The organism is Glaciecola punicea ACAM 611 (genome assembly GCF_000252165.1).
Taxonomy (GTDB): Bacteria; Pseudomonadota; Gammaproteobacteria; order Enterobacterales; family Alteromonadaceae; genus Glaciecola; species Glaciecola punicea.
In genome coordinates, this window is record NZ_BAET01000020.1 from 47,948 (window position 1) to 72,845 (window position 24,898).

The 24,898-nt window shown below is 42.9% G+C and carries 19 protein-coding genes, 1 pseudogene and 1 riboswitch; of the genes and pseudogenes, 16 read left to right on the forward strand and 4 right to left on the reverse strand.

Annotation, left to right across the window (positions count from 1 at the left end; all coding sequences use genetic code 11):
- Positions 1-73: 73 nt before the first annotated feature.
- From GPUN_RS08990 to GPUN_RS09065, 16 genes and pseudogenes are all read left to right on the forward strand, one after another.
- Positions 74-1,270, forward strand: coding sequence for an FAD-dependent monooxygenase (locus tag GPUN_RS08990; RefSeq protein WP_006005832.1), 1,197 nt, complete (start codon positions 74-76; stop codon positions 1,268-1,270).
- A 229-nt stretch (positions 1,271-1,499) separates the two neighbouring features.
- Positions 1,500-1,621: riboswitch (TPP riboswitch) on the forward strand.
- 151 nt (positions 1,622-1,772) lie between these two features.
- Entirely contained in the window at positions 1,773-3,365 is a 1,593-nt protein-coding gene (locus tag GPUN_RS08995; protein ID WP_006005834.1) for a bifunctional hydroxymethylpyrimidine kinase/phosphomethylpyrimidine kinase, read from the forward strand.
- Positions 3,362-4,203 (forward strand): annotated as a pseudogene (locus tag GPUN_RS09000) (HesA/MoeB/ThiF family protein). The gene GPUN_RS08995 and the pseudogene GPUN_RS09000 overlap by 4 nt, the downstream one beginning before the upstream one ends.
- A complete protein-coding gene (thiS, locus tag GPUN_RS09005) occupies positions 4,200-4,415 on the forward strand; it encodes a sulfur carrier protein ThiS (RefSeq protein ID WP_006005841.1) in 216 nt (71 codons plus the stop codon). The pseudogene GPUN_RS09000 and the gene thiS overlap by 4 nt, the downstream one beginning before the upstream one ends.
- A gap of 3 nt (positions 4,416-4,418) precedes the next feature.
- Positions 4,419-5,189, forward strand: a complete 771-nt coding sequence (locus GPUN_RS09010) for a thiazole synthase (protein ID WP_006005843.1) — start codon at positions 4,419-4,421, stop codon at positions 5,187-5,189.
- Positions 5,176-6,294, forward strand: a complete 1,119-nt coding sequence (thiH, locus tag GPUN_RS09015) for a 2-iminoacetate synthase ThiH (protein ID WP_006005846.1) — start codon at positions 5,176-5,178, stop codon at positions 6,292-6,294. Before GPUN_RS09010 ends, thiH begins: the two co-directional genes overlap by 14 nt.
- A 68-nt stretch (positions 6,295-6,362) precedes the next feature.
- Positions 6,363-7,139 carry a 3-oxoacyl-ACP reductase gene (locus GPUN_RS09020; RefSeq protein WP_006005849.1) on the forward strand — a complete coding sequence of 259 codons (777 nt, stop codon included), beginning with the start codon at positions 6,363-6,365 and terminating at the stop codon, positions 7,137-7,139.
- Between the two features lie 253 nt (positions 7,140-7,392).
- Positions 7,393-8,631: a nicotinate phosphoribosyltransferase gene (gene pncB / locus GPUN_RS09025; protein ID WP_006005850.1), complete on the forward strand. Its 1,239-nt coding sequence runs from the start codon at positions 7,393-7,395 to the stop codon at positions 8,629-8,631.
- 55 nt (positions 8,632-8,686) lie between these two features.
- The gene (gene nadE, locus GPUN_RS09030) at positions 8,687-10,564 is read left to right on the forward strand and encodes an NAD(+) synthase (protein ID WP_006005852.1); all 1,878 of its coding nucleotides are present in this window, start codon (positions 8,687-8,689) and stop codon (positions 10,562-10,564) included.
- A gap of 315 nt (positions 10,565-10,879) precedes the next feature.
- Positions 10,880-11,974 carry a PTS sugar transporter subunit IIC gene (locus tag GPUN_RS09035; RefSeq protein WP_006005854.1) on the forward strand — a complete coding sequence of 365 codons (1,095 nt, stop codon included), beginning with the start codon at positions 10,880-10,882 and terminating at the stop codon, positions 11,972-11,974.
- Between the two features lie 595 nt (positions 11,975-12,569).
- Complete coding sequence (locus tag GPUN_RS09040) at positions 12,570-13,556, forward strand: TAXI family TRAP transporter solute-binding subunit (RefSeq protein ID WP_006005858.1); 987 nt, start codon at positions 12,570-12,572, stop codon at positions 13,554-13,556.
- 137 nt (positions 13,557-13,693) lie between these two features.
- A complete protein-coding gene (locus GPUN_RS09045) occupies positions 13,694-15,433 on the forward strand; it encodes a secretin GspD/PilQ domain-containing protein (protein ID WP_158309266.1) in 1,740 nt (579 codons plus the stop codon).
- A gap of 7 nt (positions 15,434-15,440) precedes the next feature.
- Entirely contained in the window at positions 15,441-16,217 is a 777-nt protein-coding gene (locus GPUN_RS13720; protein WP_006005861.1) for a pentapeptide repeat-containing protein, read from the forward strand.
- Positions 16,218-16,310: 93 nt separating this feature from the next.
- Positions 16,311-17,576 carry a DcaP family trimeric outer membrane transporter gene (locus tag GPUN_RS09055; protein WP_158309267.1) on the forward strand — a complete coding sequence of 422 codons (1,266 nt, stop codon included), beginning with the start codon at positions 16,311-16,313 and terminating at the stop codon, positions 17,574-17,576.
- A gap of 49 nt (positions 17,577-17,625) precedes the next feature.
- Complete coding sequence (locus GPUN_RS09060; protein ID WP_006005865.1) at positions 17,626-18,474, forward strand: substrate-binding periplasmic protein; 849 nt, start codon at positions 17,626-17,628, stop codon at positions 18,472-18,474.
- A gap of 27 nt (positions 18,475-18,501) precedes the next feature.
- A complete protein-coding gene (locus GPUN_RS09065; protein WP_006005867.1) occupies positions 18,502-19,821 on the forward strand; it encodes a dicarboxylate/amino acid:cation symporter in 1,320 nt (439 codons plus the stop codon).
- A 223-nt stretch (positions 19,822-20,044) separates the two neighbouring features.
- Here the strand turns inward: GPUN_RS09065 and GPUN_RS09070 are convergent, their stop codons facing one another.
- The 4 genes from GPUN_RS09070 to GPUN_RS09085 all read right to left on the reverse strand — a co-directional run bounded on the left by GPUN_RS09070 (position 20,045) and on the right by GPUN_RS09085 (position 24,871).
- Complete coding sequence (locus GPUN_RS09070; protein ID WP_040520791.1) at positions 20,045-20,464, reverse strand: hypothetical protein; 420 nt, start codon at positions 20,462-20,464, stop codon at positions 20,045-20,047.
- Positions 20,465-20,592: 128 nt separating this feature from the next.
- Positions 20,593-23,361: a hybrid sensor histidine kinase/response regulator gene (locus GPUN_RS09075; RefSeq protein ID WP_158309268.1), complete on the reverse strand. Its 2,769-nt coding sequence runs from the start codon at positions 23,359-23,361 to the stop codon at positions 20,593-20,595.
- Positions 23,307-23,984, reverse strand: a complete 678-nt coding sequence (locus GPUN_RS09080) for a response regulator transcription factor (RefSeq protein WP_006005872.1) — start codon at positions 23,982-23,984, stop codon at positions 23,307-23,309. Before GPUN_RS09080 ends, GPUN_RS09075 begins: the two co-directional genes overlap by 55 nt.
- Positions 23,985-24,129: 145 nt before the next feature.
- Positions 24,130-24,871 (reverse strand): IS5 family transposase gene (locus GPUN_RS09085; RefSeq protein WP_141567265.1). Its coding sequence is split into 2 segments (ribosomal slippage): positions 24,130-24,765 and positions 24,767-24,871, totalling 741 coding nucleotides; the frame shifts between segments, so codons are not numbered across the junction.
- Between the last annotated feature and the right edge of the window lie 27 nt (positions 24,872-24,898).

Here is a 24,898-nt window from a genome sequence, read left to right on the forward strand (position 1 = left end):
ATCTATCGAACTGGCTATTTTCTGTGTAACTGAGCAGATATAGCTGTTCACAAATAATCATGGGGGAGTTGTTTTGAGTAAAAAAATTGTTATCGCTGGTGCCGGCATTGGTGGATTGTGTGCTGCCTTGGCGCTGGCAAAACGCAAATTTGAGGTGCTTGTTTACGAACAAAGTCCGCAACTTAACGAAGTAGGTGCAGGTTTACAGCTTAGTCCCAACGCCATGCATGTATTACAAACACTTGGTATAGCAGACGAGATTAAAACTAAGGCCTTTCGTCCAAATTCAGCCGTGATGCGCCACTATAAAACTGGCAAGACTTACTTTACTGTTCCTTTGGGTGATACCGCCACACAAAAATATGGCGCTCATTATCTGCATATTCACCGCGCTGATTTACATTCTATTTTGCATAATGCCTGCAAAAATATGAACGTAAGTATTCACTTAGGTCAAACTATCCAAAGTTACCAACAAACGCCACAGAATCTAACAGTACAATTTGACAACAATGAATGTCTCTTCGCCGATGTGCTCATAGGCGCTGACGGTATCAAGTCAAATATCCAAGCTTGCATGTTAGGGCAAACACCCTCTGAATTTACCGGACAAGTAGCCTGGCGTGGCATGGTACAAGCAAACAAACTGCCTAAAGGCTTGATTAAATCAAACGCTAATTTATGGGTGGGCCCAAACAAACACTTTGTTAGTTATTATTTGCGCGCCGGCAACTTAGTCAATTTTGTTGCTGTACAAGAGCGTACAGATTGGCAAAAAGAATCATGGCATGAAAATGGTGATATAAGTGAACTGCGCAGCGCATTCGCTGGCTGGCATCCAGAGGTAAGCGAGTTACTAGAGGCTACGGACGAATGTTCGCTATGGGCCTTGTTTGCCAGACAGCCCCTAAACCGATGGTCTGATGGAAACGTGGCGCTTTTAGGGGATGCTTGCCACCCTATGTTGCCATTTTTAGCGCAAGGCGCGGCAATGGCCATTGAAGACAGCTATGCTTTGGCGCATTGTTTGGCTGCTTGCACCGATACTAAAACCGCACTGCAAACCTATCAAAAAACGCGTTTACCACGCACCCGCAACATTCAACTTAATGCGCGTAAAAACGCAGCTTTGTATCATATGAGTTCACCAATTGAGCAGGCCAAATTAGCACTTCTTTCCGGGCTATCTAGTATTGGCCTTAGCAATAGGATCGCGGCAAATATGCTAGACCCCGTCTATGCATATAATATTGTTGAGCAATTAAACTGATCAAGTAGAGCAGGCGCAATTGACAGCTTATTGTTTATGTATTTAATTGTTTTAGGGGTAAATAGCCGTTAAATCTGAAGTAAAACGAAGTACGGCCAAGGGAAAACACGCGGGGCCTGCCCTTCTTAACCTCTGGTTTTCATAGGGAATTTTCAACTCTGCTTTTTGTGGACTTATCGCACGACTGCAGATAGCACTTGAGAAATTGTTTTACTATGCTTATAGTTATGTCTTCTTGTCGGAGTGCTAGTACGTTTCACCTAGGTGATTTGTATAGCTGAGACCGTTAATTCGGGATCCGTTGAACCTGATCGGGCTAGTACCCGCGAAGGAAACAAGCGTGGCATTTAATAATACCGGACACACCAGTATTTGATTTAAAAAGCCACTTTGCCAGAACACGCGAGTAATATTTTTATATTCGATTACTCTTATTGGCGCTTTTCAACAATTCATTTCTCCAGACAAGCAACTTCATCTTACTTAATATGAGAGATTGCTTATGTCAAATCAGCACAAAATTTTTGCTAGAACACAGCCCGCTAAACCTATTGTATGGAGTATTGCCGGTTCAGACAGTGGCGGAGGCGCGGGTATTCAGGCCGATAGCCTAACAATTCATGACTTAGGCGGACACGCTTGTAATGTGGTAACCGCAATTACCGCGCAAAACTCTCACCAAGTTATAGATGTTGCACCTACCTGTGCAATGGTCTTACTCAATCAGCTTAACGGCTTACTTGACGATTTACCCCCTAGCGCAATTAAGATAGGGGTATTGGCCAACGCTGAACAATTTCAACTAATTAGCCACTGGCTAAGCAATACTTTAAGGCCTTATCAGCAACAACATGATTTACTCATCCCTGTAATTTGGGATCCGGTGATGGTCTCTACCAGCGGTCAATCACTCACCCTTGCCAATAATTCACCCACTGTTGACGACTATATATCTTTGGCTAATCACGTCACGCTGATAACACCTAACGCGTTTGAACTGCAGGTGCTTGCAAGGTTGTTACAAGCTCAAGGTAACACTTCCCAAGAGCCGCTTGAGTGCCTTGCTAACGCAGTTTTATCAGGTGTTTTGGTGACCGGTGGCGCTGATATTGATACATTTGCCATCGACTGGTTAATGGCTAAAAGTATTGCGCATACCTCTGTTTTTCATGCACACCAGCGAATTGGGTTTCAAAGCAGTAGAGTAGACACTAGGCATAATCATGGTACGGGCTGCGCCTTGTCTGCTGCCATTGCTACGGCGATGGCGTTTGGTCATCCTTTGCTAGACGCTACTGTGATTGCTAAAGCATATGTACATCAAGGTTTATCTAGCGGCTACGGCTTGGGTAAGGGAGCTGGTGTGCTGGGCCGCAACGGTTGGCCACACGATCTTGTGCATTTCCCTGAAATTTTGATGCCCCACTATGCTTCGCTAAGCATTAACCACGGGCTTGTCTTTGCCAAGGTTATCCAGCCCTTAGGCGTCTATACCGTTACAAAGTCAGTCAGTGTGTTGGAGCAGGTGCTTAAGTCGGGTGCACGCACTGTGCAACTACGTATAAAAAATAACAGCGTTGATAAGAGACCCCTAAATGAGATTGAAAAGGACATTATTCAAGCAATCTCGCTAGGCCATAAATACAAGGCACAAGTGTTTATTAACGACCACTGGGAGATTGCACTCAAACACGGTGCTTTTGGCGTACATTTAGGCCAAGAAGATGTCTTGCAAGCCAATTTACTACAAATAGCAAATGCCGGGCTCGCCTCAGGTTTATCTTCACATGGTTATTTTGAAATGCTCTTAGCACAGCAACTTAATCCTAGTTATTTGGCCATTGGACATATTTTTTCTACACCAACCAAACAAATGCCCTCAAAGCCTCAAGGTCTGTTGAAGCTGTCGTGTTATTGCAAGTTGCTTAAAAACAAAATGCCATTAGTGGCTATAGGCGGCGTTGATTTACAAAACTTAGCCCAGTTAAAAGCAACTGCCGTGCATGATGTTGCCGTGGTTAGAGGCATTGAAAGCACAGAAAATCCGGGACAAAGCTGGCAAGCTTTGCAACAAAAGTGGCAGGCGCTCACATGACACAAGCCTTAAATGATAGACAATTCGTGCAGTATTATCGACAAATATTGCTACCTGAGGTTGGTGAGCTAGGGCAGCAACGTTTGCTTGATCACCATATTATTATTATCGGCATAGGCGGTTTAGGTACGCATGTTGCGCAGCAATTAAGCGCAGTAGGAATTGGCCACCTGTACTTAGTGGATGACGATAGTGTGGAAAAATCCAATTTACCTCGGCAAATATTGTTTGATGCATCCTGCATTGGTAAATTAAAAGTAAACTGCGCTGGTGAGCGACTACGCACAAGTAATACAGATATTAGCGTAAACACCTACTGCGAGCGCTTTTCGTTTGAATTTGCCGAAACACTGTTGGCTGAGCATGAGATGCTTAAAAAAGCGTATGTAAATCAGAAGTTAACGGTACTTGATTGCACTGACAACATGCCCACACGTCAGCTAATTAATGCCTGGTGTGCACAAAAAAAATTGCGCTTATTAGTGCATCAGTAAGCGGCTTTAGCGGTCAACTTATGGTTATCGATGCAGTAAACAACCCTCAAGCAGGCTGTGTTCACTGCGTATTCAATACTCAAGAGTTAACTCAAAGCTGTGCCAGTGTAGGCGTATTAGGCCCAACTGTTGCGATTATGGCTAGTATGCAAGCACTTACTACGGTTAAGCATATTTTGAAAATTAACACACCCGATTCATACCTACATATATTCAATGCATTAACGCTCAACTGGCGACGAATATATCGGCATAAAGACGCTCAATGCCCTATTTGCCAGCATTGGACAAACTTGAGTAAGCAAGAGCCTACGCGTAAAGCCCAACAGGAGAATATTTCATGATCACTATTTTTATCAACGGTGAAGCCATAAAAGTACAACAATCCCATAGTTTGCGACAAATTTTAGAAGCAAACAGTAAAGAGCAGCAGTGGAATTTAGGCTCTGTAGCAGCTGCGTGTAATCAACATATAGTGCCTAAAAGTGAATGGTCACAGCTTACCTGCCAAGAAAATGACCATATCGAATTGTATCACGCTGTTGCCGGAGGATAAGACATGTTAACTATTGCCGATCATACTTTTTCATCACGCTTGTTTAGCGGTACTGGCAAGTTTTCGCATACGCAGCTTATGTTAGACGCATTAATAGCCTCAAGCACCGAGCTTGTGACCTTGGCAATTAAGCGCATCGACATTAGACAAAGCACCGACAACTTAATGGCGCCACTAAGCAGCTTAGGCGTAAAATTGTTACCCAACACCTCAGGTGCACGCAATGCGCAAGAGGCTATTTTTGCCGCACAGCTTGCCCGAGAAATGTTCAATACACACTGGGTAAAACTGGAAATTCACCCAGACCCTAAATATTTAATGCCTGACCCAATAGAAACATTGGCTGCGGCCGAAGTCTTAGTGAAACAAGGATTTGTCGTGCTGCCCTACGTGCACGCTGATCCTGTATTGTGTCGTCGATTAGAAGAGGTTGGCTGCGCGGCGGTGATGCCTTTAGCTAGTCCAATAGGCAGCAATCAGGGTTTGCTCACCAAAGAATTTATACGCATTATTATTGAGCAAGCCAACGTGCCGGTTATCATCGATGCTGGAATTGGCTGTCCTTCTGATGCTACCGCCGCAATGGAGCTTGGCGCCGATGCCGTATTAGTTAATACCGCTATCGCTTCAAGCGCCCAACCGGTAATAATGGCTAATTGCTTTCGTGAAGCGGTTATAACCGGGCGCCGTGCTTATGAGGCCGGATTAGGTTTAGTCTCAAATAAGGCCAATAGCACCAGCCCACTAACGGGGTTTTTGCATGAGCTTTGTTGATACATTTGCAAAACTAGACCGCGATCATCTTCTAATGTCTTTGTATAGCACCACTAGTGACGATGTAGAGCGGGCCTTGCAGCGGCCAAGCGGAAGTGTGGAGGCATTAATGGCGCTGTTGTCCCCTGCTGCGCAGCCTTACCTTGAGCTAATGGCGCAGCAAGCAAGCTTGCTTACTAAGCAGCGTTTTGGCCACAATATAAACTTGTTTATCCCTTTGTATTTGTCAAACTTATGTGCCAACGAGTGCGATTATTGCGGCTTTACCATGAGCAATAAAATAAAACGTAAAATTCTCAATAAACAAGAGATTCAGCAAGAAATTGATATCATAAAGGGATATGGATTTGACAATGTTCTGCTGGTTACCGGTGAACATGAAACTAAGGTTGGCATTGACTATTTTGCCGACGTATTACCCCATATGAAGCAGCATTTCAGCCATGTTTCCTTAGAAGTACAGCCTCTTGAAACTCATGAATACAAAAAGCTAGTTGATTTGGGCCTGGATGCGGTAATGCTATATCAAGAAACTTATCAGCCACGTACGTATGCAAAACATCATACCCGAGGCAAGAAAAAAGACTTCACGTATAGGCTACAAAGTCCCGATCGCTTGGGTCAGGCTGGGGTCGATAAAATAGGCCTAGGGGTACTGCTAGGCTTAGACGAATGGCGCTTAGATGCATTGCTAATGGGGCACCATTTAGCGTATTTGGAAAACCGCTACTGGCGCAGTAAATTCAGCGTTTCGTTGCCGCGCCTGCGGCCATGCACAGGGGGGATTGAGGTGAAATACCCGATTACTGATAAAGGGCTGGTGCAGCTAGTTTGCGCATTTCGATTGTTTAGCGAACAGCTTGAAATAAGTTTGTCAACGCGTGAAAACAGTCAATTTCGCAGCAATATAATGCCTTTAGGCATCACTCATATGAGCGCTGCTAGCTCGACTCAACCTGGTGGGTACGCCAATCCCGCAACGCAACTCGATCAATTTGAAATTAGTGATGAACGCTCGGTCGTAGAGGTTACAAGCGCGATACGAGCACAAGGCTATATACCCGTTTTTAAAGATTGGGAGGCTGATTGGTCGGGTCGGTTATAGTGAGTCCTTACACCTTCAAACACCGCTAATAAATAGTCAATATCGTTTTAATTTTTTAAGGGATACATATGCAACATTCTGCAAATACACTCAATCAGCAGCTAGTATTAATCACCGGCGGTGGCCGCGGTCTTGGTGAGCATTTGGTCAATGCCTTCTTACGTGAAGGTGCTAAGGTCGTCATTAATTACCTACATAGCGCTGAAGCCGCTAACGCAGTTGCTGCCAATTATCCAAATCAGGCCCTTGCAGTTCAGGCCGACGTAACTGATGTGAGGGCTGTACAGGCGATGTTTAGGCACGCAAAAAAACATTTTGGCCAAGCCATAAGCACGGTTGTTAATAATGCGCTGCCGTCTTTTTCTTTTAACGGCGATGCACGCGAACGCGGTATGCAAATTAGCTGGGGCAGCATGCAAAATCAATTTGAAGGAGTAGTTAAAGGCGCGCTTAACACGACACAGGCAGCAATACCCGATATGCAAGGCGCAGGCTTTGGTCGCATTATTAATGTGGGTACCAATTTATTTCAAAATCCGGTGGTGCCATATCACGACTATACCGCAGCTAAAGCGGCGCTGCTGTCACTTACCCGAACCTTGTCTCAAGACTTGGGGCCTGACCAAATTACCGTCAATATGGTTTCTGGTGGTCTGCTGCGAACAACCGACGCTTCTTCAGCGACACCTGAAGCCGTGTTTGATTATATTGCGCAAAATACACCGCTGCGACGCGTCATCACTCCTGCAGAATTTGCCGATGCCACTTTATTTTTTGCATCGCCATGGTCGCGGTCGGTTACCGGTCAAAATTTAGTGGTAGACGGCGGTTTAGTCAAAAACTAGTACAAATAAATACCGAATGAGAGCTGATTTGAACCGTTAACCATCAATAGTAAGAATAAAACACATGACTGATCTGTTCAACAGGCTTTGACTTTGCTAGGTTCAAGGTTATAAGCGATGCGAGTCGAGGCGGCATAGATCTTACCCAATGGGTGATTTAAATGAGCAGTTGCTAAAACTAGTCGCGCCTGAGTAACACTCGAAGGCGGAATTTTGTTCTTTACAATCTATTCTTAAAAAAGGAGAAACAAACATGACAAAGCTATGGAAAAAAGACGAGCCTATCATAAAGTCACTCTTGGAGACTGACGTATACAAGATTCTGATGCTTAACTATATCTTTCGCAACTACACCAACCTGCAGGCTACTTTTTCTTTCATCAACAGGACCGATGTTGATTTACTTCAGTATGTCGACATCGACCAGTTGCAAGAAGAGCTGGCACACGTTTCAACCCTTGTGTTTACTGCAGATGAAATTGCGCACCTCAAAGGCTGGGCAATGTTTCAGTCGGGGTTTGCAAAGAATCTGGCTGAACTCAAGCTGAGCGTTCCTGAAGTTTCAAAGAGTGCAGACGGTCGTCTGCAGATTGAAGCCAGCGGTCTGTGGTCACATTCCACCCTATGGGAGATTGCGACACTTGCAATCGTAACTGAGCTGTATGGTCGAGGCAAGGCCAAGGCCGAAGGTCTGAGCGAAACTCAGCTATACAACTCGGGTATGGATATACTGCTTGAAAAAGTGGCGTTTCTGAAAGAGAATCCGCAGTTGCATGGTTCACAGTTTGGACTGCGTCGGCGGTTTTCTGGTCCGTGGGAGCAGCAGATGACAGAGGTGCTGTTAGCTGAAACCAACTTCCTCTCCGGTGTCTCAAATGTCAGACTGGCGCGCGAGCTTAAAGTGGAAGCTCAAGGTACTAACGCGCACGAACTGCCAATGGCAGCTTATGCGTACGCCAGAGCTAAGAGCAACTTCGATGCACGCAACTCTGTCTATGAAGTGCTGGCTGACTGGCAAGCACTGTATGGTCAGACCGCGCTTATCATGTTGCCCGACGCCTATGGCACTGATGTGTTTCTGGAAAAAATACCTGATAGCTATGCTTATGATTGGCGTGGCTTTCGGCAAGACTCTGGAGACGCAATAGAGTTTGGTGAAAAGATCATTACTTTCTATCAGCGCTACGGTATTGACCCGCTGGAGAAGCTAGTCATCTTTAGTGACGGGCTAAACCTAAAGCGGATGCAGCAGCTGCAGTCGCACTTTGCCGGTCGTATTAACGTCGCGTTTGGCGTTGGTACCAACCTATCCAATGACTTCGGGTTAATAAAACCTCTCTCATTGGTGATGAAGCTGACCAAGGTCAATGGCTTGGAAACGGTAAAGCTGTCGGACAATATCGCTAAGGCGACGGGCGACCCAAAAGAAATTGAGATCGCCAAGCGTATTTTCGGCTACGACACCACGTTCCGCGAGGAAGTGGTGTACTAAATATTCGGCGCGGCAGATTACTTTGTCGCGCCTTACTTTCATAAGGATCAGAATCATGAACCAGACGCAGAGTATACTTGAACTGAATATCGCGTTGGTCCAAATGGCTATCGACAACCAACCAATGAATAACGCGCAGAAGTTTCTCTATCAAGCTACTTTGGCAGTTGAGCAAGGCGCTGACGTTGTCATAGGGTCTGAGATGATGCTCAGTCATTATGTCTGTGGCGACCGTTACGAAGAAGAAGGATTCGTTGACGAAATGTGGTCGACCGCCGTGTACATCGCTAGCCAATGGCGTAGTGAAGCGGTACTCATTTTCGGTGGTATCGCACTTGACGCTGAATCAAAAGGTGGTGAAGACGGTCGCAGGCGTAAATACAATGCGGCTTTTGTCATTCAAAACGGTAGCTTTGTTTTCAATAAAGCCGGTCTACCGTTTGCCATCAAGTCACTGATGCCAAACTACCGATACTTCGACGATTCACGACATTTCTTTGATTTGCGGAAACTGGCTGACGAGCAAGGCCTTGTATTAAAAGATTTACAGCAGCCATTTCCAGTCACAATTCGCGGGAAGGTACATTATCTGGGCGTAATGATCTGTGAAGACATGTGGGACGCTGACTACGCACAAAAGCCAGCCAAGAATTTGGCTGACAACGGCGCCGACATCCTTATCAACCTATCAGCTTCACCCTGGGGCTGGCAAAAGAACCGCAAGCGTGATCAGGTGGTGCAAACTATCTGCGAAGCTACGGGCCTAGCGTTTGTCTATGTGAATAACGTCGGCAGTCAAAACAACGGTAAGAATTTTTTGGTCTTCGATGGTGCTTCTTCGTGCTATGACCAAAAAGGCAATTTAGTCGCCATAGCCAAACGGTACGAGGAAGTCACTATGGTAGTGCAGTTTGCAAGCAAGCGAACATCGCTCAAGCGAGAGGCAAACTCTGACGTGGCTGAACTCTTCACTGGTATCAAAGTTGCTACCCTTGGCTTTCTTTGTACTCTTCCTACGAGTGTAAAAGGAAAGGTGGTGATTGGGGTCAGTGGTGGGATTGACTCGGCTTTATCGCTTGCGTTGTTTGTGCATCTGATGGGTCCTGAAAATGTCATTGCGATAAACATGCCTTATGGTTCGTTCAACTCAGCAAAAACGAAAGACGACGCAAAAGAAATGTGTCGTCGTCTGGGAGTTGAGTATCGAATTATTCCTATTGACGAGATGGTGAATACTCGCGCCAGGCTGACCGGTGTCTTGGTGGGAAGTTCGGCGCATAAAACGGTCCAAGCGATCGAGCGTAAAAGTGTCGAAGCGGCCTTGGCTGCAAAGGTCGGAGCGTTTTTGATTTGTAATGCCAACATGACTGAGATTGCGTTTGGGTACGGTACACTTAATGCCGACCTACGGGGAACCTTTGCACCGTGGATGAATTGCCTCAAGCAAGACGTCTATCGCTTAGGTCACTATATGAATGAAGTGGTATACAGTCGGGAAGTCATTTTGCAGTCAATCATGGACCGTCAACCGATGGATGAGCTGACCGAAGCGGGTACTAGCGCGCGAGGCGATCCCTTTGACTACGGCTCAGTCTCAGACAATGGTTACCATGATCAGATGGTTCGGGCTCTGGTGGCTTTTCGCTGGAGTGCAGAGAGCTTTCTGCAAGCCTATCAGTCTGGTTCACTTGAGTCAGACTTGCAGCTACCAACTGGCAAGCTGGCCAGTTTATTTCCAACTACAAGAGACTTTGTCGAAGATCTCGAACGGTGCATGGACTTGTTTCACGCCGCCATCTTCAAGCGAGTACAAAGCGTGCCGGGGCCTGTGGTCGACAAACGAAGCTTCGGCTTCGACTTTCGCGAGAGCATTCTTAAGAGGGTAGAGACAGTGAGGTACAAGAAGCTAAAAGAAGAGCTTCTCAAAATCTAAGAGTATGGATCAGCTTAGTCAAAATTATGTTTAATCCTTTTTATATAGATAAGGAATGTCGTTTATTTGCCTTATACCCAAACCCCTTGGGTTTTGACGAGGAAGGAAAAATAATCGTTTAGCTGCCGTTGGGTTAATAGGCCTGAGCGTAGGTCAAGAAGTGAGTGAGCCGGCGGACGGGCATAGGCATAGGCGTCAATAGTGGCCTCGGCTTTGCCTTGGCGAAGTAATGCGTTAATATGTTGTTAGTTCTATTAATGGTGTTTTCGCAGCAGTTTATACCTTTTTATCAACCGCTACCTAAAGAGCCTGCCCATGAATGTATTTAGCACAGTGACAAAGCCGCCTAGTAAGACTAAAGCATTCTTTCAAAAATATTTTATTGATGCCTTCACGGGTATGGCGTTAGGGCTGTTCGTTACTTTGATTGCTGGGCTGATCATCTCGCAGATTGGCAACTGGTTACAGCTACCAGCTTTGGCAGCTGTCGGCAAGCTGGCCTCTGTGCTCATGGGCGCTGGTATTGGTATAGGTATTGCTTATTACCTGAAAGCGCCGACTTTGGTGGTGCTTAGCTGTTTGGTAGCAGGGATGCTTGGCGCGCATTCTGAAGCGCTAATGGCGGGTACACTATTTATTCCACAAGCAACAGGCCCTGCGGCCTTCATTGCGCTACCGGGCAATCCAATTGGCGCGTATTTAGCGGCTGTTTTTGCCTATCGCGCGGGGACTTGGATAGCGGGCAAAACCAAACTTGATATCTTGCTCATTCCCTTGGTGGTATGTGTGGTCGCCTTAGTAGTCTGTGCGCTGCTCAATCCGCCTGTCGTAGCCGCGGTAAATAGCATCGGTTTCGGTATTCAAGCAGCAACTGAGTTGCAACCCTTATTGATGGGTATTGTCATTGCTGTAGTCGTTGGTATCCTGCTAACACTACCAACGTCCAGCGCCGCTATCTGTATCTCAATTGGACTTGGCGGTTTAGCTGGCGGGGCAGCAGTGGTCGGCTGCGCAGCACACATGATTGGCTTTGCGGTTGCCAGCTACAAGGATAATGGCATCAGCGGCGTTATATCCCAAGGCCTGGGCACTAGTATGTTGCAGATCCCAAATGTCTTCAAAAAGCCATTAATTTTGTTACCGGCTGTAATCGCCAGTGCTATCGTTGGTCCTATTGCGACTGTCGGATTTCAGCTTGCCTGCACAGCAACGGGGGCCGGTATGGGCACCGCAGGTCTGGTCGGCGTATTTGGGGTCATTGAAGCCTCGCAAGAAATAATGAGCAGCACCCAGTTATGGACAGCCATTATATTATTGATGTTTGTACTACCCGCTATTATTGCCTGGAGTGTCGCTCATATGATGCGCCGATTAGGCTGGATAGTAGCGGGTGATATGAAACTGCCTTAACCATCATTTTTAAACAACAACAGGCAAGCTGAGGTAGCTATTTTTCAGATCACGTATCATTAAACCAACTTTCTCTAAATATCGGACAATACGCTGTGTCGTACTCATGACGTACAAAGTTAGTAAGCCTAGTCGTAACTAAATTTCGCCCCTGCTCTTAGGAAACGTCCGTCTTCATTTCATTTATTATGCTGTGTGCTCACTTTCGACATCCCAACCCGGGAAGACTAACACTGCAGGGTGACAGCGTAGAGCTCTGGCAAGTGCTTTTGCCCTTTCGATACCTAAATTAACGCGCTCATTTTGTCTTAGACGCCAAAAGGCGGAAACCGCCCTAAGCATCGCAAAATGTGTCAGCAACCATCGCACTAAAAGCAGAATATCAAGCAGTTATAAAGGTGCGTGTTGTATTATTTGCATACGCCGACATGAAGAAAACTAAAAATAATAGATAAAAACACTGCTACGTTAATATCGTATTAACACGCGTTAACCTCACATTTACCTGACAATGTCATAATATAATTAAATATATAGATTAATTTTACGCAATTATTTATTGCTCACAACAATTTATTAACAGCCTGAGTGTATTATGAAGTTAGTTGTTTTTTTGTGCTTTTTAGTGTTCGTGTCTAAGGTCCATTCTGAAGACACCTTAATACTTTTCGGGGGTGGGTCGTCAACGGGTGTGTTTGGTCCCATCGTTGAATCAATATGCGCTGACGTTTCATTTGCCAAGGAAAGTAAACAGCGTTGTAAAGTCATCGTCACCAGTGGTTCTATGCATAACCTGCTTGGCGTTATATCAGGCGAATTTGATGCCGGTTTAACTATGCCGGCACTAATTAACCAAGCTTATGAAGGCGTAGGTGTTTTCAAAAAAATAGGTCCACAAAGACAATTACGCACTGTTGCCGCAATTTATACTCAGCCCGTCGGCATCCTTGTCAATAAAAACTCTGCTATCGAAGGCTTGCCCGATTTTACGGGAAGGTCTATTAATATCGGACCAGAAGGATCTGGTGAACGTGAAATCGCCAAAATATTGTTTGAACAAATGGGATGGACCAATAAAGATTTTTCTGAAATTTTTGAATATGCCACAAGTAAAGTGACTGATGGATTTTGTAGTGGTGATATTGATATCCTGATTCACGTTTTCGGTTTGCCCGGTAGATTTTACGATAATATTCTGAACAAATGCGATGCTAAATTACTAAGCCTTCCAAGCGTCGTCATCAATGAAATAAATCAAAAAAATGCTTTCTATAAGAAAGGTTATATTCCACATCAGCTGCTACCCAATAATGATAGAGATGTTCATACCTTAGAAATGGACGTTGTTGTTGTAACACGCGACACAGTATCAAATGAAGCAGTAGGTTCAGTGCTCGATGCGCTTTTCTCAACCCCGGATAAAGTATATGAAATCCATCGCGCGATCAAAGCCTCTCATTTTAGTGGGTATGATTTTTTTTCCCGAGCAATTGGAGCGCCACTCCATGATGGTTCAAAATTATTCATCGACGGGCAATCTGTTGAAAATAGCAATGAACAAACTAAATTTGCAAGAAAATGATATCAATAATTTTTAGGTTAATCGTGCTAATTACTATATTCAGTCTGACTGCATGCACTTCTACACGCACGTTTGAGACATCGAACAACACCCCAAAAAGACAGCATCAAACCTCTACGGCTGAAACGCTTCTATCAATGGATAGTAATAGTATAATCAGGAATTCAATAGAAGCGTTAAATAAAGGAGAGTTGGAAAAAGCATCCGCAGGATTTAATAAAGCGCTGATGATGGATACGGGTAACTCATACCTCCAATTCCTTAATGCTATTACCTACCATTTAATGGCAAAAAGAGGAGATAGTTCAAAATACGCATTGGCAGAGCAAGGTTATGACCTTGCTATTAAGTTTGACCGGTCTAACTGGTTGGCACGTTATCAACTTGGTTTATTAAAACTAGACAATCGACAATTTGCACAGGCACAACAAGTATTAAGTGAAGCATTATTATATAATAACCGAGATGGTGATCTACTCTACAGCACAGTGGTGGCCTCCTATTTTTCAAAAGATCTTGTGACAGCAAGTGGTGTTTTAAGCAAATTGATGGAACTTGAAGGAAAAACTGAACGTGTATTAAGAACTCAAGCGATGTTATCGGCTTCACTCGGTGACAGTCAGGACGCTTCGCGACAGTTACAAGAATATAGCAATAAGTATAATGCAGACGATACTAGTAACTTGACCAAACGATTGAGCGATTGGAATAACTTTTATCAGCAATATAAAAGAGGCGTAAATGCGGGGTTATTTGAAAAGGACATCCAAAAAAACAATTCTGATCAAATATTAAAAACCGATGCACGAGACTCACAAAACGACAAAAGTGAAAATTCAGTTGTTGTTTTTGACGCAGAACAAGACGTTATTGAAGAAAGCGAAATACCATTGAATAGTAATTCAAGGATGGTCATTGTCGATGTTGTTATTTTGCGAACCGAAGAAACAGTTGGGTCCACTAAAGGGCTAAATATACTAAGCGGTTTAAAGTTACAATTCGGTGCTCTAGGAGAAGAGGGTTCTGCTGCCTACAATAGAAGTAGGACCAATACAACATTAACTGATGACGATTCATTATCTACGAGCATTAGCAATAGTATTGTTAGCTCTATTACGGTACCTGCACTAAATTATTCACTAAACATATTTAATTCATCGAACGATCGTAGCGAAGTTCTTGCCAGGCCAACATTAGTAGCAAGCTTTGGTGAACGTTCTACTTTTTTTTCTGGTTCTGAAATAGAGGCTGCCGCAGTCAGTAATGGAGATGGTGGAGCTATATCCATTCAAAAAGAAATAGGAATTAAATTGTCTATTCTGCCCACGCAATTGGAAGGCGGATTAATAGGCCTAAATATTGAAGCGGAAAGAACTTTTTTAAAAGCTCCCAGTGGAAGTGTTCAATTCGAGTTTAAACTGGAAACCTCAAAAACGAGTGTTAACGCAAATGTTTTTCTTCGTTCAGGTGAGACGCTTTTATTAAGTGGTTTAAGTGAAAAAGAATCTCAGATTGTTCGCGATGGCGTTCCTTTTCTTCAGGATATTCCTGTCATTCAGTATCTATTTTCAGAAAAGAGCACTGTTGATTTCGAAAAATCTGTTTTAATTTTAGTCACTCCTCGCTTACCCAATTATGTTTATCAGGAAAATATCACTGATGGTTCAGGGAATCGAAGCGGCACCGTTTCTGAACTTCAGGCAAAATACAGTGACTGGTTTAAACCTTCTCCCAATTGGGCGTCAGTGTTTAATCATATGCAATCTAATTCGTTGTATAGAGAATTTCGGACTGGCGATGTGACTATGGAAAAATGGCAGAGTCAACAGTCATTTTCAGACAGAATAAAAAAAGCGGCATCATTTCTTTATTACTGAGACTTCTATGAAAAAAAACTACCAATGGCTTGTATTATTGAGTCTTATTTTACTATCGGCCTGCCAAACAATAAAAACAAATAGAGGATCAATAGCGAATGACGAAGAAGTAACTAACTGCCCATTTTGTGATTTACGCTATGTTAATATTTCATCCAAAAATATTCCCGACAGCCATTATCAGGGCGCCTATTTATTTAGCGCTAACTTCTCTGGTTCGAACTTAACGGGTAGCAATTTCAGTAGTACTGTATTAGTAAAAGCAAAATTTAAGAGAAGCAATTTAACAAACACAAATTTTCAGAATGCCAACTTAGGTGCAGCACAGTTGTTGGGGGCTGATTTAAGTGAAAGTAATTTACGCAATGCTAATTTTAATAAAGCAGTTTTACAATATACCGGATTCATTGACGCTACTTTAATCGGTTCAACTTTTATAGACGCAGATATGAGGGATTCGTCGTTAAAAAATGTAAGAGCCCGCAGTGCTATGTTTACGCGCTCCGTTCTCACCAATGCAGATATGCGCTGGGGTGATTTCGAAGGCGTCGACTTTAGCAATGCAAATCTAGAAGGAGCCGATCTCACTATGGCGAACCTACGTGGCGCCAATTTAACTGCGGCTAATTTAAAAAACGCTATGTTACTTTATACCAACCTTGAAGGGGCCATCCTAAATGGCACTATCATGGATGGTGCACAAATAGTTGGCGCAAATATGAAGAGAGTAGACTTTACAAAAGTTGACTTATCTCAAGCGAAAATGAGCAGTGTAATCAAATAACTATGATGTTTAAATCACAAATTTAGGATATATGATGTTTTTAAAAACTAAAAAAACTATATTAAAAGTGTGCCTTTTTTTATGTGCTTTTGTTTGTCATCTACAGTCTTTGCAAATGAAACTATACAACCAAAGAACACAATTGATGACCTGATCAAGATGAATGAAATGCTTGAGCAGCGACTACTTAAGCTCGAGCAAACAACAGAAACCTATAAAAATAGCGCTCTCATTAAAGCGTCTGCGCCAAACATAGACGAAGGGCTCACAGTGGCATTTCATGGCTATATAAAAGCTGATCTGATCTATGACATTGGCGCTCAAAGTGGTGATAGAATTAATTATGGAGCAATTCCACTCAAAGGCAGTCCTGCGGATAATATTAGCGGTCACTATAGAATGCATGCCCGTGAGTCACGTATTAACTTCCAAACAAAGATGAACACTAAGTATGGCCAGTTCAAAACATTGATTGAGGGAGACTTTTTTGGTGGGGATACATTTAGTCCTGCTGGCTCTGAAGTCATTTCCAATGCCGTTGATTTTAGATTACGTCATGCCTATGCTGAACTGGGCCCTTGGCTACTTGGACAAGCATCGTCGAATTATGTTGATGTAGCCTCCTACCCTGAAAATTTGAACTTTGCAAATGATACTGGTCAAGTATTACTTCGCCAGTCACAGCTTCGCTATACATTGCCCTACAAGGGATTTACCTATTCATTTTCATTAGAAAATCCGGAAGCTGATTTTATTGATACTGCTGGCCAAAAGCGGCCTAATGGACAAGATTCGATCCCCGACGTTACCGCTCGAATCCTCTTCAAGGATAGTTTTGGTCATGTTTCTTTACAAAGTGTTTTTCGTAAATTGACGGTTAACGATGGTACTTTTAAAGACAACACTAATGGTTTTGGGTTGGGTATATCGGGTAAAGTTAAAATATTCAATCGTAACCAGCTGCGTTTTCATTTAAGTGCTGGCGACGGTATTGGCCGTTATATTCAAGAGGCTGCTAATACCGCTGCTGTTGTCTCTGGGACGGGTACTGACAACCTAACATTAGATACTCAAAAAGCATGGGGTGGATATCTTGGTTACCAACATTGGTGGACAGAAAATGTTCGTTCAAATTTCAATTTAGGATTCGTCACAGTAGACTGGAATGAGCCGCTTCTAAGCCAAAGTGTAAGTGATCTACAAAACAAGTATATTAAATCGTATCACGTAAATATCATTTGGCGATTATTACCTAAAGTAAATCTGGGCCTTGAAATATCAAAAGCCGAACGCGAACAGGTTAATGGAGCTAAGGGTAATATTAATCGGGTACAGATGAGCGCAAAATATGAGTTTTAATGATGGCAGTCGTTTGCATATTAATACTAAGTATCTAATAGGAGTATAAATGAACTATTACACGGTAGCCATTATCAATATCATAATTGCTTTTTCTCTATTTTTTAGTTCACCAAGCTTCGCTAATAATACTTTCTCTCCAGACATTCAAAGAATACTGGATCGTGGCACGTTAGTCGTTGCAATGTTTGCTCAGGATACGCCACCGTTTTATTACGTTAATGAAGAAAACCAGCTTACTGGTGTCGATGTCGAAATGATAAAAGGATTTGCCCGACTTCTCAATGTCGATGTTGTATTTGACCGCTCGCCTACCTCATTGGGGGCAGTTGTTGATATGATCGCTGATGAAAAAGCTGATGTGGGTATTTCTAAGCTAAGTATTACTTTTAATAGAGTGCAGCGCGTTCTTTTTACGAAGCCCTATATTGAAATGCGCCAAGCCTTACTCGTCAATCAATTATCATTAGCTAAACAACTCGAAGGCGGATCTCGCGAAGAGGTCCTACTATCGCTGTCAGGCAAAATAGGGGTGATCGGTAATTCTTCCTACGTGAAGTATGCCAAAAGAAATTTTATCAACATGGAAGTAGTAGAATATAAGTCTTGGAATGATGTTGTAGACGCAGTTATAAAAGGTGAAGTAACTGCCGCTTATAGAGATGAGGCTGAAATTAAAAAAATAGTGCGCGACAATCCAGATTTGTCATTAACCGTGCTCACGGTTACTTTAAAAGATGCCGCGGATCCTAAAGGCATTGCTGTATCGAAGAATGCAAGCCACTTGAAAGAATTACTAGAGTTTTATATCGATTCGCTCAACTTAAATCTTACCACCAATAAAGTGCTTTATCATTACGATGATATTATCAAAAGCATTAAACGCAATACTGAATGAGTATGCCTAATTTCACAGGGAAAATGTATGAGCAAGCATAAGATAAAATGGATAAATTTTGAGGCGCTGAAAAGTCCCTGGGCTATATTTCTTGGTCTATGTTCTGGTGTTTACATTGGTTTCTTTAAGCCAGAATATGTCGGCTTTTTCAGCCCTGTGGGTGTGATCTACTTAGATATACTTAAAATGTGTATTTTACCTATTGTTATCTCAGCAATCTCGTTGAGTATTGGTCGCTTAAAAAGCGGCAAGGGTGACACTCGTTTTATTAAGCGAATGCTGCTCGTATTTGCGGGTAGCATTTTGATAGCCGGTGTAGTAGGTGTCAGTTTAGGTATTTTAGGTGGCCCAGGCAACAATTTGGGTAATGATGCGCAGTTGTCTCTGGGTAATATTGTCCAATCAGCAAATGAATCCGAGCTAGAAATATCCATTTTTACGCCCTATGAAGCATTAAATGATAAAAATATCCTGAAGGACTTTTTATATAGCATTGTACCGAACAACATCTTTCATGCCTTAACCACTGGCAGTATGCTTAACATATTATTTTTCTCTATTTTATTTGGACTCGCTGTAGGGTCAATAAAAAAAGAAGTATCTGAGCATATGATGACAACCTTGGAAGCCATTTACGTATCATTTACTCAATTGGTTAATTGGCTAATGTATTTGCTGCCATTTGGTATCTGTGGTTTGCTGGCGAGTAGTTTTTCGCAAGTTAGCATTGATGTAATTTTATCGATGCTGAAGTTTATCATAATAGCGCTATGCTCTTTTGTCGTGCTGATTATCCTGAGTGTTATCGTGTTACGCAGCAGAACAGGGAATTTTGTAGAAACCGCTAAGACATTTAAAGAGCCTGCTGCGATTGCGTTTGCCACTGCAAACAGTCTGGCATGTTTACCTTCGTCCTTAAATACTATGCAGAATAAACTCGGTTATGACAAAGAAAATGTTGATCTTTTAATACCACTTACGTTCAGTTTATGCCGTATCGGGCCAACGGTCTACTTCGCACTGGCAACGATATTTGTCGCACAATTATATGAAGTCAATTTAGGTGTCAGTGAGCTGCTTATTGTTGTTGTGGGGTCTATGTTGGCCGGAATAGCAAGTGCTGGCTCTTCCGGTATTGCACTTTTATCATTGTTAGCAATTGTATTAGCACCATTAGGATTACCCTTTGAAGCAGTAATTATTTTGTTTATTGTTATCGACCCTATTGTTGCACCATTTCGGGTGTTTACTATTGTTGTATCAGCTTGTGCAGTGACCGCAATGATTATGCCGAAGCAAACAAGAAAGTCAGATAATGAGCAAGTCAAAATTTTCAATGAGTCGTAACCATTGGGCACGCTGATAAAAACGTTGACGGTCTCAACAAGTCTTGAACCGGTCATGTTAATTGACATTTACTAGGTAACTCAATGTTAAAAAATATACTTAGTTGAGTCATGAACAACATTAATTTCATTAAACGATATTTGGTAATCTAAAAGAACCGTGGAAGACGATAGTCTGCTTAAATTCTTTTAGATTAATGTCTTATGTTAAACTTACTTAGCTACTATACCTTCGTAGCTACAAACCCATTTCCTGTGAATTTAACCGTATACGGATTAGCTCCGTTACCTACGCTTGATCTTTCCATCAGATTACATATCGACTCACTATTTTGGCCACCAGAAATAGTCCTTGCCACAGCTTCACACTCAGTACGCGGGTTCAACCGTATAACCAAGGCTGCAGGTACACCTTCAGCTGTAAGCTTATTATAAAGTTCACTGGATAATTGATTGCAAAAGTTATTCGCTGCGTTTCTTCCACCTGGTCCACCCGGTTGTTGTATCTCTACCCCGACAAACGTTGTACCCATGGTTACGCCACAAAGGCGAGATCCACTCTGTGCATTCGCAGTTGTAGAAACCATTAAGCTAGCAGCAACAACTAAAAGTGTGCCTGCGACGAAACTTTTAAGATTTTTCATTTAAACTTCCTCATTACATTATTCTTGATGGAAATCACCAAGCTCTGCAAAAATAACATTTCAGAGTAAATAGTCAGTTAACGTGTGTTAATACAATATTAACAAAATCGTAATTATATTCATTTTTTTCAGTTTTTGCGATATTTATTATATAAATCCATCAGGATATAGAGTTGCTCAATATCCGCTGCTGTGGCCGCTGCCTCCAATTTCAGGCTGATATTTGACAGTTCAGTCAAACCGGTCATGGCGGCGCAACCGGCAATTTTATGCGCGGCTAAGGCCAAAAGTATTAAGTTTTGATTTGCCCAAGCGGTCGTTAACTTGTCTCCTTCCTCGATTAATGTTTGTTGGCTAATTGCTGTTATTCTTTTGGAGTCAATATCGCTAAAACCGTATAGTGGGTCCATTATTTGTTGTTTATCTAGAGGCTCTAAGCAGTCTAACATTGGGATAGTGGTGTGAGCGGCGAGCGTTGCATACAGTGTCTGTAGGCATAAAGGTTTGCTCACTAAAGCATTCATTCCTGCCGCGCGGCATTTTACGCTCATCTGAAGACTAGAACTGGCAGTCAAGGCGATAATAGGGATACAGTTTTGATGCGCTTGTTGGCGGATTAAAACGCTTGCCTGCAGGCCGTCTGTACCCGCCATTTGTATATCCATAAGCACCAAATCGAATGGCGCTACGTTTAACAAGTCAAGTGCTTCTTGTCCGCTCGCCACACCAGTAACCCTATGGCCGTCTTGCGTTAACAGCAGCGTAATGATTTCTCTGTTAATCGCGATGTCTTCCACCAGTAGAATATGTATAGGCGCTACGCTCTTAAAGTGAGTCTTCACCAAATTGGATTGCTTACTGGGCAGGAGCAGGTCTACCGTAAACCAAAATAGACTGCCTTGCATTAATTCGCTTTCTACACCGATAGTGCCGTTCATCTCAGTTACCAATCGTTTGCAGATTGCTAAACCTAGGCCAACGCTACCGGGCTCACTAGTGTTGCTGTTTACCTGTATAAAAGGCCTAAAAATTTGTGTTTTCAATCTATTAGGAATACCACGTCCGGTATCTTCCACCGAAATATAGATAGGTAGCATACCGTCATCGGATTCGAGCAGCTCTGCTCTTACTGTGATAAGGCCGTGATCGGTGTATTTAATCGCATTACTTATCAAATTGGTGATTATCTGTCGTAAGCGCGATGCATCTCCTTGGACCTGTTCTGGCAGTGTTTCAGTTTCCAGTTTAAGGATTAATCCACGTTCCTCAGCTTCTGGCGTAAGTAATGTAATTACATCAAGCAATACTTGTTTCAGCGAGAAGATTTTGTTTTTCAGCTTTAATTGTCCAGCGTCCATTTTAGCTAGGTCAAGTACATCATCAATGAGTGTTAGGAGTTGTTTATTTGCATGGCGCACGGTCTTTAGCAAATGATGATTTTGCTCATTCAGGCTATTCGTGTCGATTAGTTGCGCCGCCCCGGCTATCGCTGTTATTGGTGTTCGCAACTCATGGCTCATTACTGCAAGGAACTCCCCTTTGGCAAGATTGGCCTCCTCTGACCGCGTTTGAGCCACTTTGAGTTTATGGGTACGTTCGAGCACTTGTTTCTCAAGTTCCTGAACCATCATCTGTTCTATCTTCATGGCTTGGGCAAGCGCTGTTTCTTTTTCGCGCGCAAGGAAATTCATTCGGCGGTTATATAACATCACTGGCAGAGGCATCAGTATACTGATGGTTATAAATATAGAGATTTGGCCGAACATAATGGGCAATATGCTAAACATGCCCAGCGCTCTTATTACGATAGAGGGAAATAAAATAGCTTGAACAATGATGAATAGTTGGGCTGGTTTGTAGCCCCTAGCCAGAATGACGATGGCTGTTGAGAATACTACTAAACTACTGAGTAACATGACTAAAGTAATGAAACGAGCTAAAATACTGAAGTTGACCCATATGGACAATACCATCTCAAGAGCAATAATGCCTATCAGTAGTATTAAAAGTCTGTCCCATAAGGGAGCATAATGTCGGCTTTGTAGAAAGTTCCGTGCAAAAATTAGATAACATAAGTTAACTAATGAAGCAAAAAACGAGATGATCCTTATAGACTCGGCCTGTGGCAGTAGGCCGATATACTGATGAAAATGACCGCCCACCGTAGACCAGAACAGAAATACGCTGAAGGAAAATAGGGCAAACTGAAGATAGAGCAACTTACGTGTTAGCAACCAAGTCAATAACGAGTAGAGGGTTAAAATGATTATCACAGCCAGATTAGCGCCATTCAGCAACGAAGAAAATTCGATAAATGCGTTAAATGATAAAGGTTGCCATAGGTTAACTGGCAAAGAAAGCGCAGTGCGTGATTGCACCCGCACATAGAAAGTCTGCGACTCGCCCGGTGCGATCGTAATAGGAAACGGGTCACTGCGAATACTTAGCAGTGGGTTGTTGAGAGGATTTGCCATACCTCTATGTTGTGCTTGCCAACCTTGAGGTGTGAACTGGTACAAAGTTAGGTGTTCTAAGCGAGCGTGACCAATATCAAGCCACCACGTAAAAAGAGTACTATCGTTACGGAGCTTGAAGCGAAACCATATTACCGAGTCAGTGAAACCAAAATTGGGGACTTCGCTTTGGCTAGGTGAAAAAATAGTCGAGGGGTCTACAATATTTTCGATGGACATTAATGACGATGTATCTTCATAAAGTGATAAAAGATGCCCCATTGGGTATTGCTGTTGTTGTTCATTTAGGCTCAGCGTCTTATCTTTACCGTACAGCATTGAAGAAAAAAGGGAAAGAATGAGCAGAGCTGATATTGGTATCATCATGCCTACAAGGTATCTGCCAAACGGTATCCAAGTCCCGGTATAGTTAAGATATAACAAGGCCGTCGTGGTTCTTTTTCGATTTTCTTCCGCAATCTAGAGATTAAAACGTCCACAGTCCGAGGGTGCCCATCCCCTGACTCTCGGGCGACTGATATGAGCAGAGTATCACGGCTAAGAGTTCTACCCTTAGCGCTCGCCAGCATAGCTAAAATGGCGAATTCACCACGTGTCAACTCAACTAATTCGCCAGCCTGGCTGAGGGTATGGTTGTTAAGATCCAACATCCACTCACCAAATTGGATACTTTTTACAGATTGGCTATGTTTGTTAAATAATATATTTTTTATTCTGTGCAACAGCTCTCCAGGATGAAAAGGTTTAACCAAATAATCCATAGCACCGGAATTAAAGCCCTGATAACGGTCTAGGGGAGTGGCACTCGCCGTCATGATCAAAAAGGATTGCCAATTGAATTCTCGGACCAAAGTAATTCCCTTACCGTCAGGCAGATTCAAGTCCAATACCACTAGACTAAAATGTATCTTCGCCAGTGCAGTTCTCGCTTCAGCGATATTTGTCACATTGGTAACCTGATACCCCTCATTGTGAAGTGCAAATTCACATATATACCGAGTTGCCTCATCATCTTCAACGATAAGAATTTGTATATTTTCATTCATACTTTAACAATCCTAAAGCTCTCTACTCAAAATCACAATACAAAAGTGAGGCAAATAAATCTATTATGTTACCCTAAGAACTTGCTTGATATGCTAGGGCGTGCTGATCTTAGCTATACATAAATTAATCAGCCCACATTGGTAGCTACATCATGGCAAACGCGAGAGCGACCATTGAATGGTAGTTTCGCTCTAGCTTTTCATATCTGGTGGCTATCCCCCTATATTGTTTAATTCGGCCAAAGGCGTTCTCAAGCAAATGTCGATATTTATACATACACCAATCAATATGGTCATTGCCCACTAAACTATTCACCTTTCGCGGAATAACCGGTGTAGCGTCATTTTCACGAATATAATCCCTTAATTTTTCACTACTGTAACCTTTGTCTGCAACCACTATTTTGCTGGCAGGAGAATTAGCTACTAGCGACTCGCCATGGATAATATCATGCGTATTTCGACAAGATAATTCATAGTAGACAGGCAAACCACCGCTATCTACCGCAAGGTAAATTTTGGTGGAATTCCCACCTCTACTTTTGCCTATTGACTCATCATCAGCGGTGGCCGCGCCGGTATTATGCTGATGCGCTCTTACAATATTGCCATCAATAAATAACCAATCGGTGTCAGCATGACAAGTAAGTACGCGAAACAGTTCGTTCAAAACATCCTTTTTTGACCATAAGTTAAACCGCCTGAAAACAGCGCTCCACTTACCAAAGTAAGGGGGTAGGTCGGGCCATGGAATACCTGTTCGCATCTTGAACAGTATGCCTTTGCAGGGTTCTTCTATTCTCCGGCTTATTATAAATTCGACCACTTAAGTGCATCATTGTGGATAAGACATTCCATGTCTCATCTGTTAACCTTAATCTGGGGATGTAGTTTTGCTATCGTTTATTCTTAGC

What these genes read in the sequence shown, in the direction of transcription:
- nadE (WP_006005852.1), top strand. Translation starts at nt 8,687, where the DNA reads ATGAACCAGACGCAGAGTATACTTGAACTGAATATCGCGTTGGTCCAA.
- GPUN_RS09065 (WP_006005867.1), top strand. Translation starts at nt 18,502, where the DNA reads ATGAGCAAGCATAAGATAAAATGGATAAATTTTGAGGCGCTGAAAAGT.
- GPUN_RS09020 (WP_006005849.1), top strand. Translation starts at nt 6,363, where the DNA reads ATGCAACATTCTGCAAATACACTCAATCAGCAGCTAGTATTAATCACC.
- GPUN_RS09045 (WP_158309266.1), top strand. Translation starts at nt 13,694, where the DNA reads ATGGATAGTAATAGTATAATCAGGAATTCAATAGAAGCGTTAAATAAA.
- thiS (WP_006005841.1), top strand. Translation starts at nt 4,200, where the DNA reads ATGATCACTATTTTTATCAACGGTGAAGCCATAAAAGTACAACAATCC.
- GPUN_RS09040 (WP_006005858.1), top strand. Translation starts at nt 12,570, where the DNA reads ATGAAGTTAGTTGTTTTTTTGTGCTTTTTAGTGTTCGTGTCTAAGGTC.
- GPUN_RS09070 (WP_040520791.1), bottom strand. Translation starts at nt 20,464, where the DNA reads ATGAAAAATCTTAAAAGTTTCGTCGCAGGCACACTTTTAGTTGTTGCT.
- GPUN_RS08995 (WP_006005834.1), top strand. Translation starts at nt 1,773, where the DNA reads ATGTCAAATCAGCACAAAATTTTTGCTAGAACACAGCCCGCTAAACCT.
- thiH (WP_006005846.1), top strand. Translation starts at nt 5,176, where the DNA reads ATGAGCTTTGTTGATACATTTGCAAAACTAGACCGCGATCATCTTCTA.
- GPUN_RS09035 (WP_006005854.1), top strand. Translation starts at nt 10,880, where the DNA reads ATGAATGTATTTAGCACAGTGACAAAGCCGCCTAGTAAGACTAAAGCA.
- GPUN_RS13720 (WP_006005861.1), top strand. Translation starts at nt 15,441, where the DNA reads ATGAAAAAAAACTACCAATGGCTTGTATTATTGAGTCTTATTTTACTA.
- GPUN_RS09060 (WP_006005865.1), top strand. Translation starts at nt 17,626, where the DNA reads ATGAACTATTACACGGTAGCCATTATCAATATCATAATTGCTTTTTCT.
- GPUN_RS09010 (WP_006005843.1), top strand. Translation starts at nt 4,419, where the DNA reads ATGTTAACTATTGCCGATCATACTTTTTCATCACGCTTGTTTAGCGGT.
- pncB (WP_006005850.1), top strand. Translation starts at nt 7,393, where the DNA reads ATGACAAAGCTATGGAAAAAAGACGAGCCTATCATAAAGTCACTCTTG.
- GPUN_RS09080 (WP_006005872.1), bottom strand. Translation starts at nt 23,984, where the DNA reads ATGAATGAAAATATACAAATTCTTATCGTTGAAGATGATGAGGCAACT.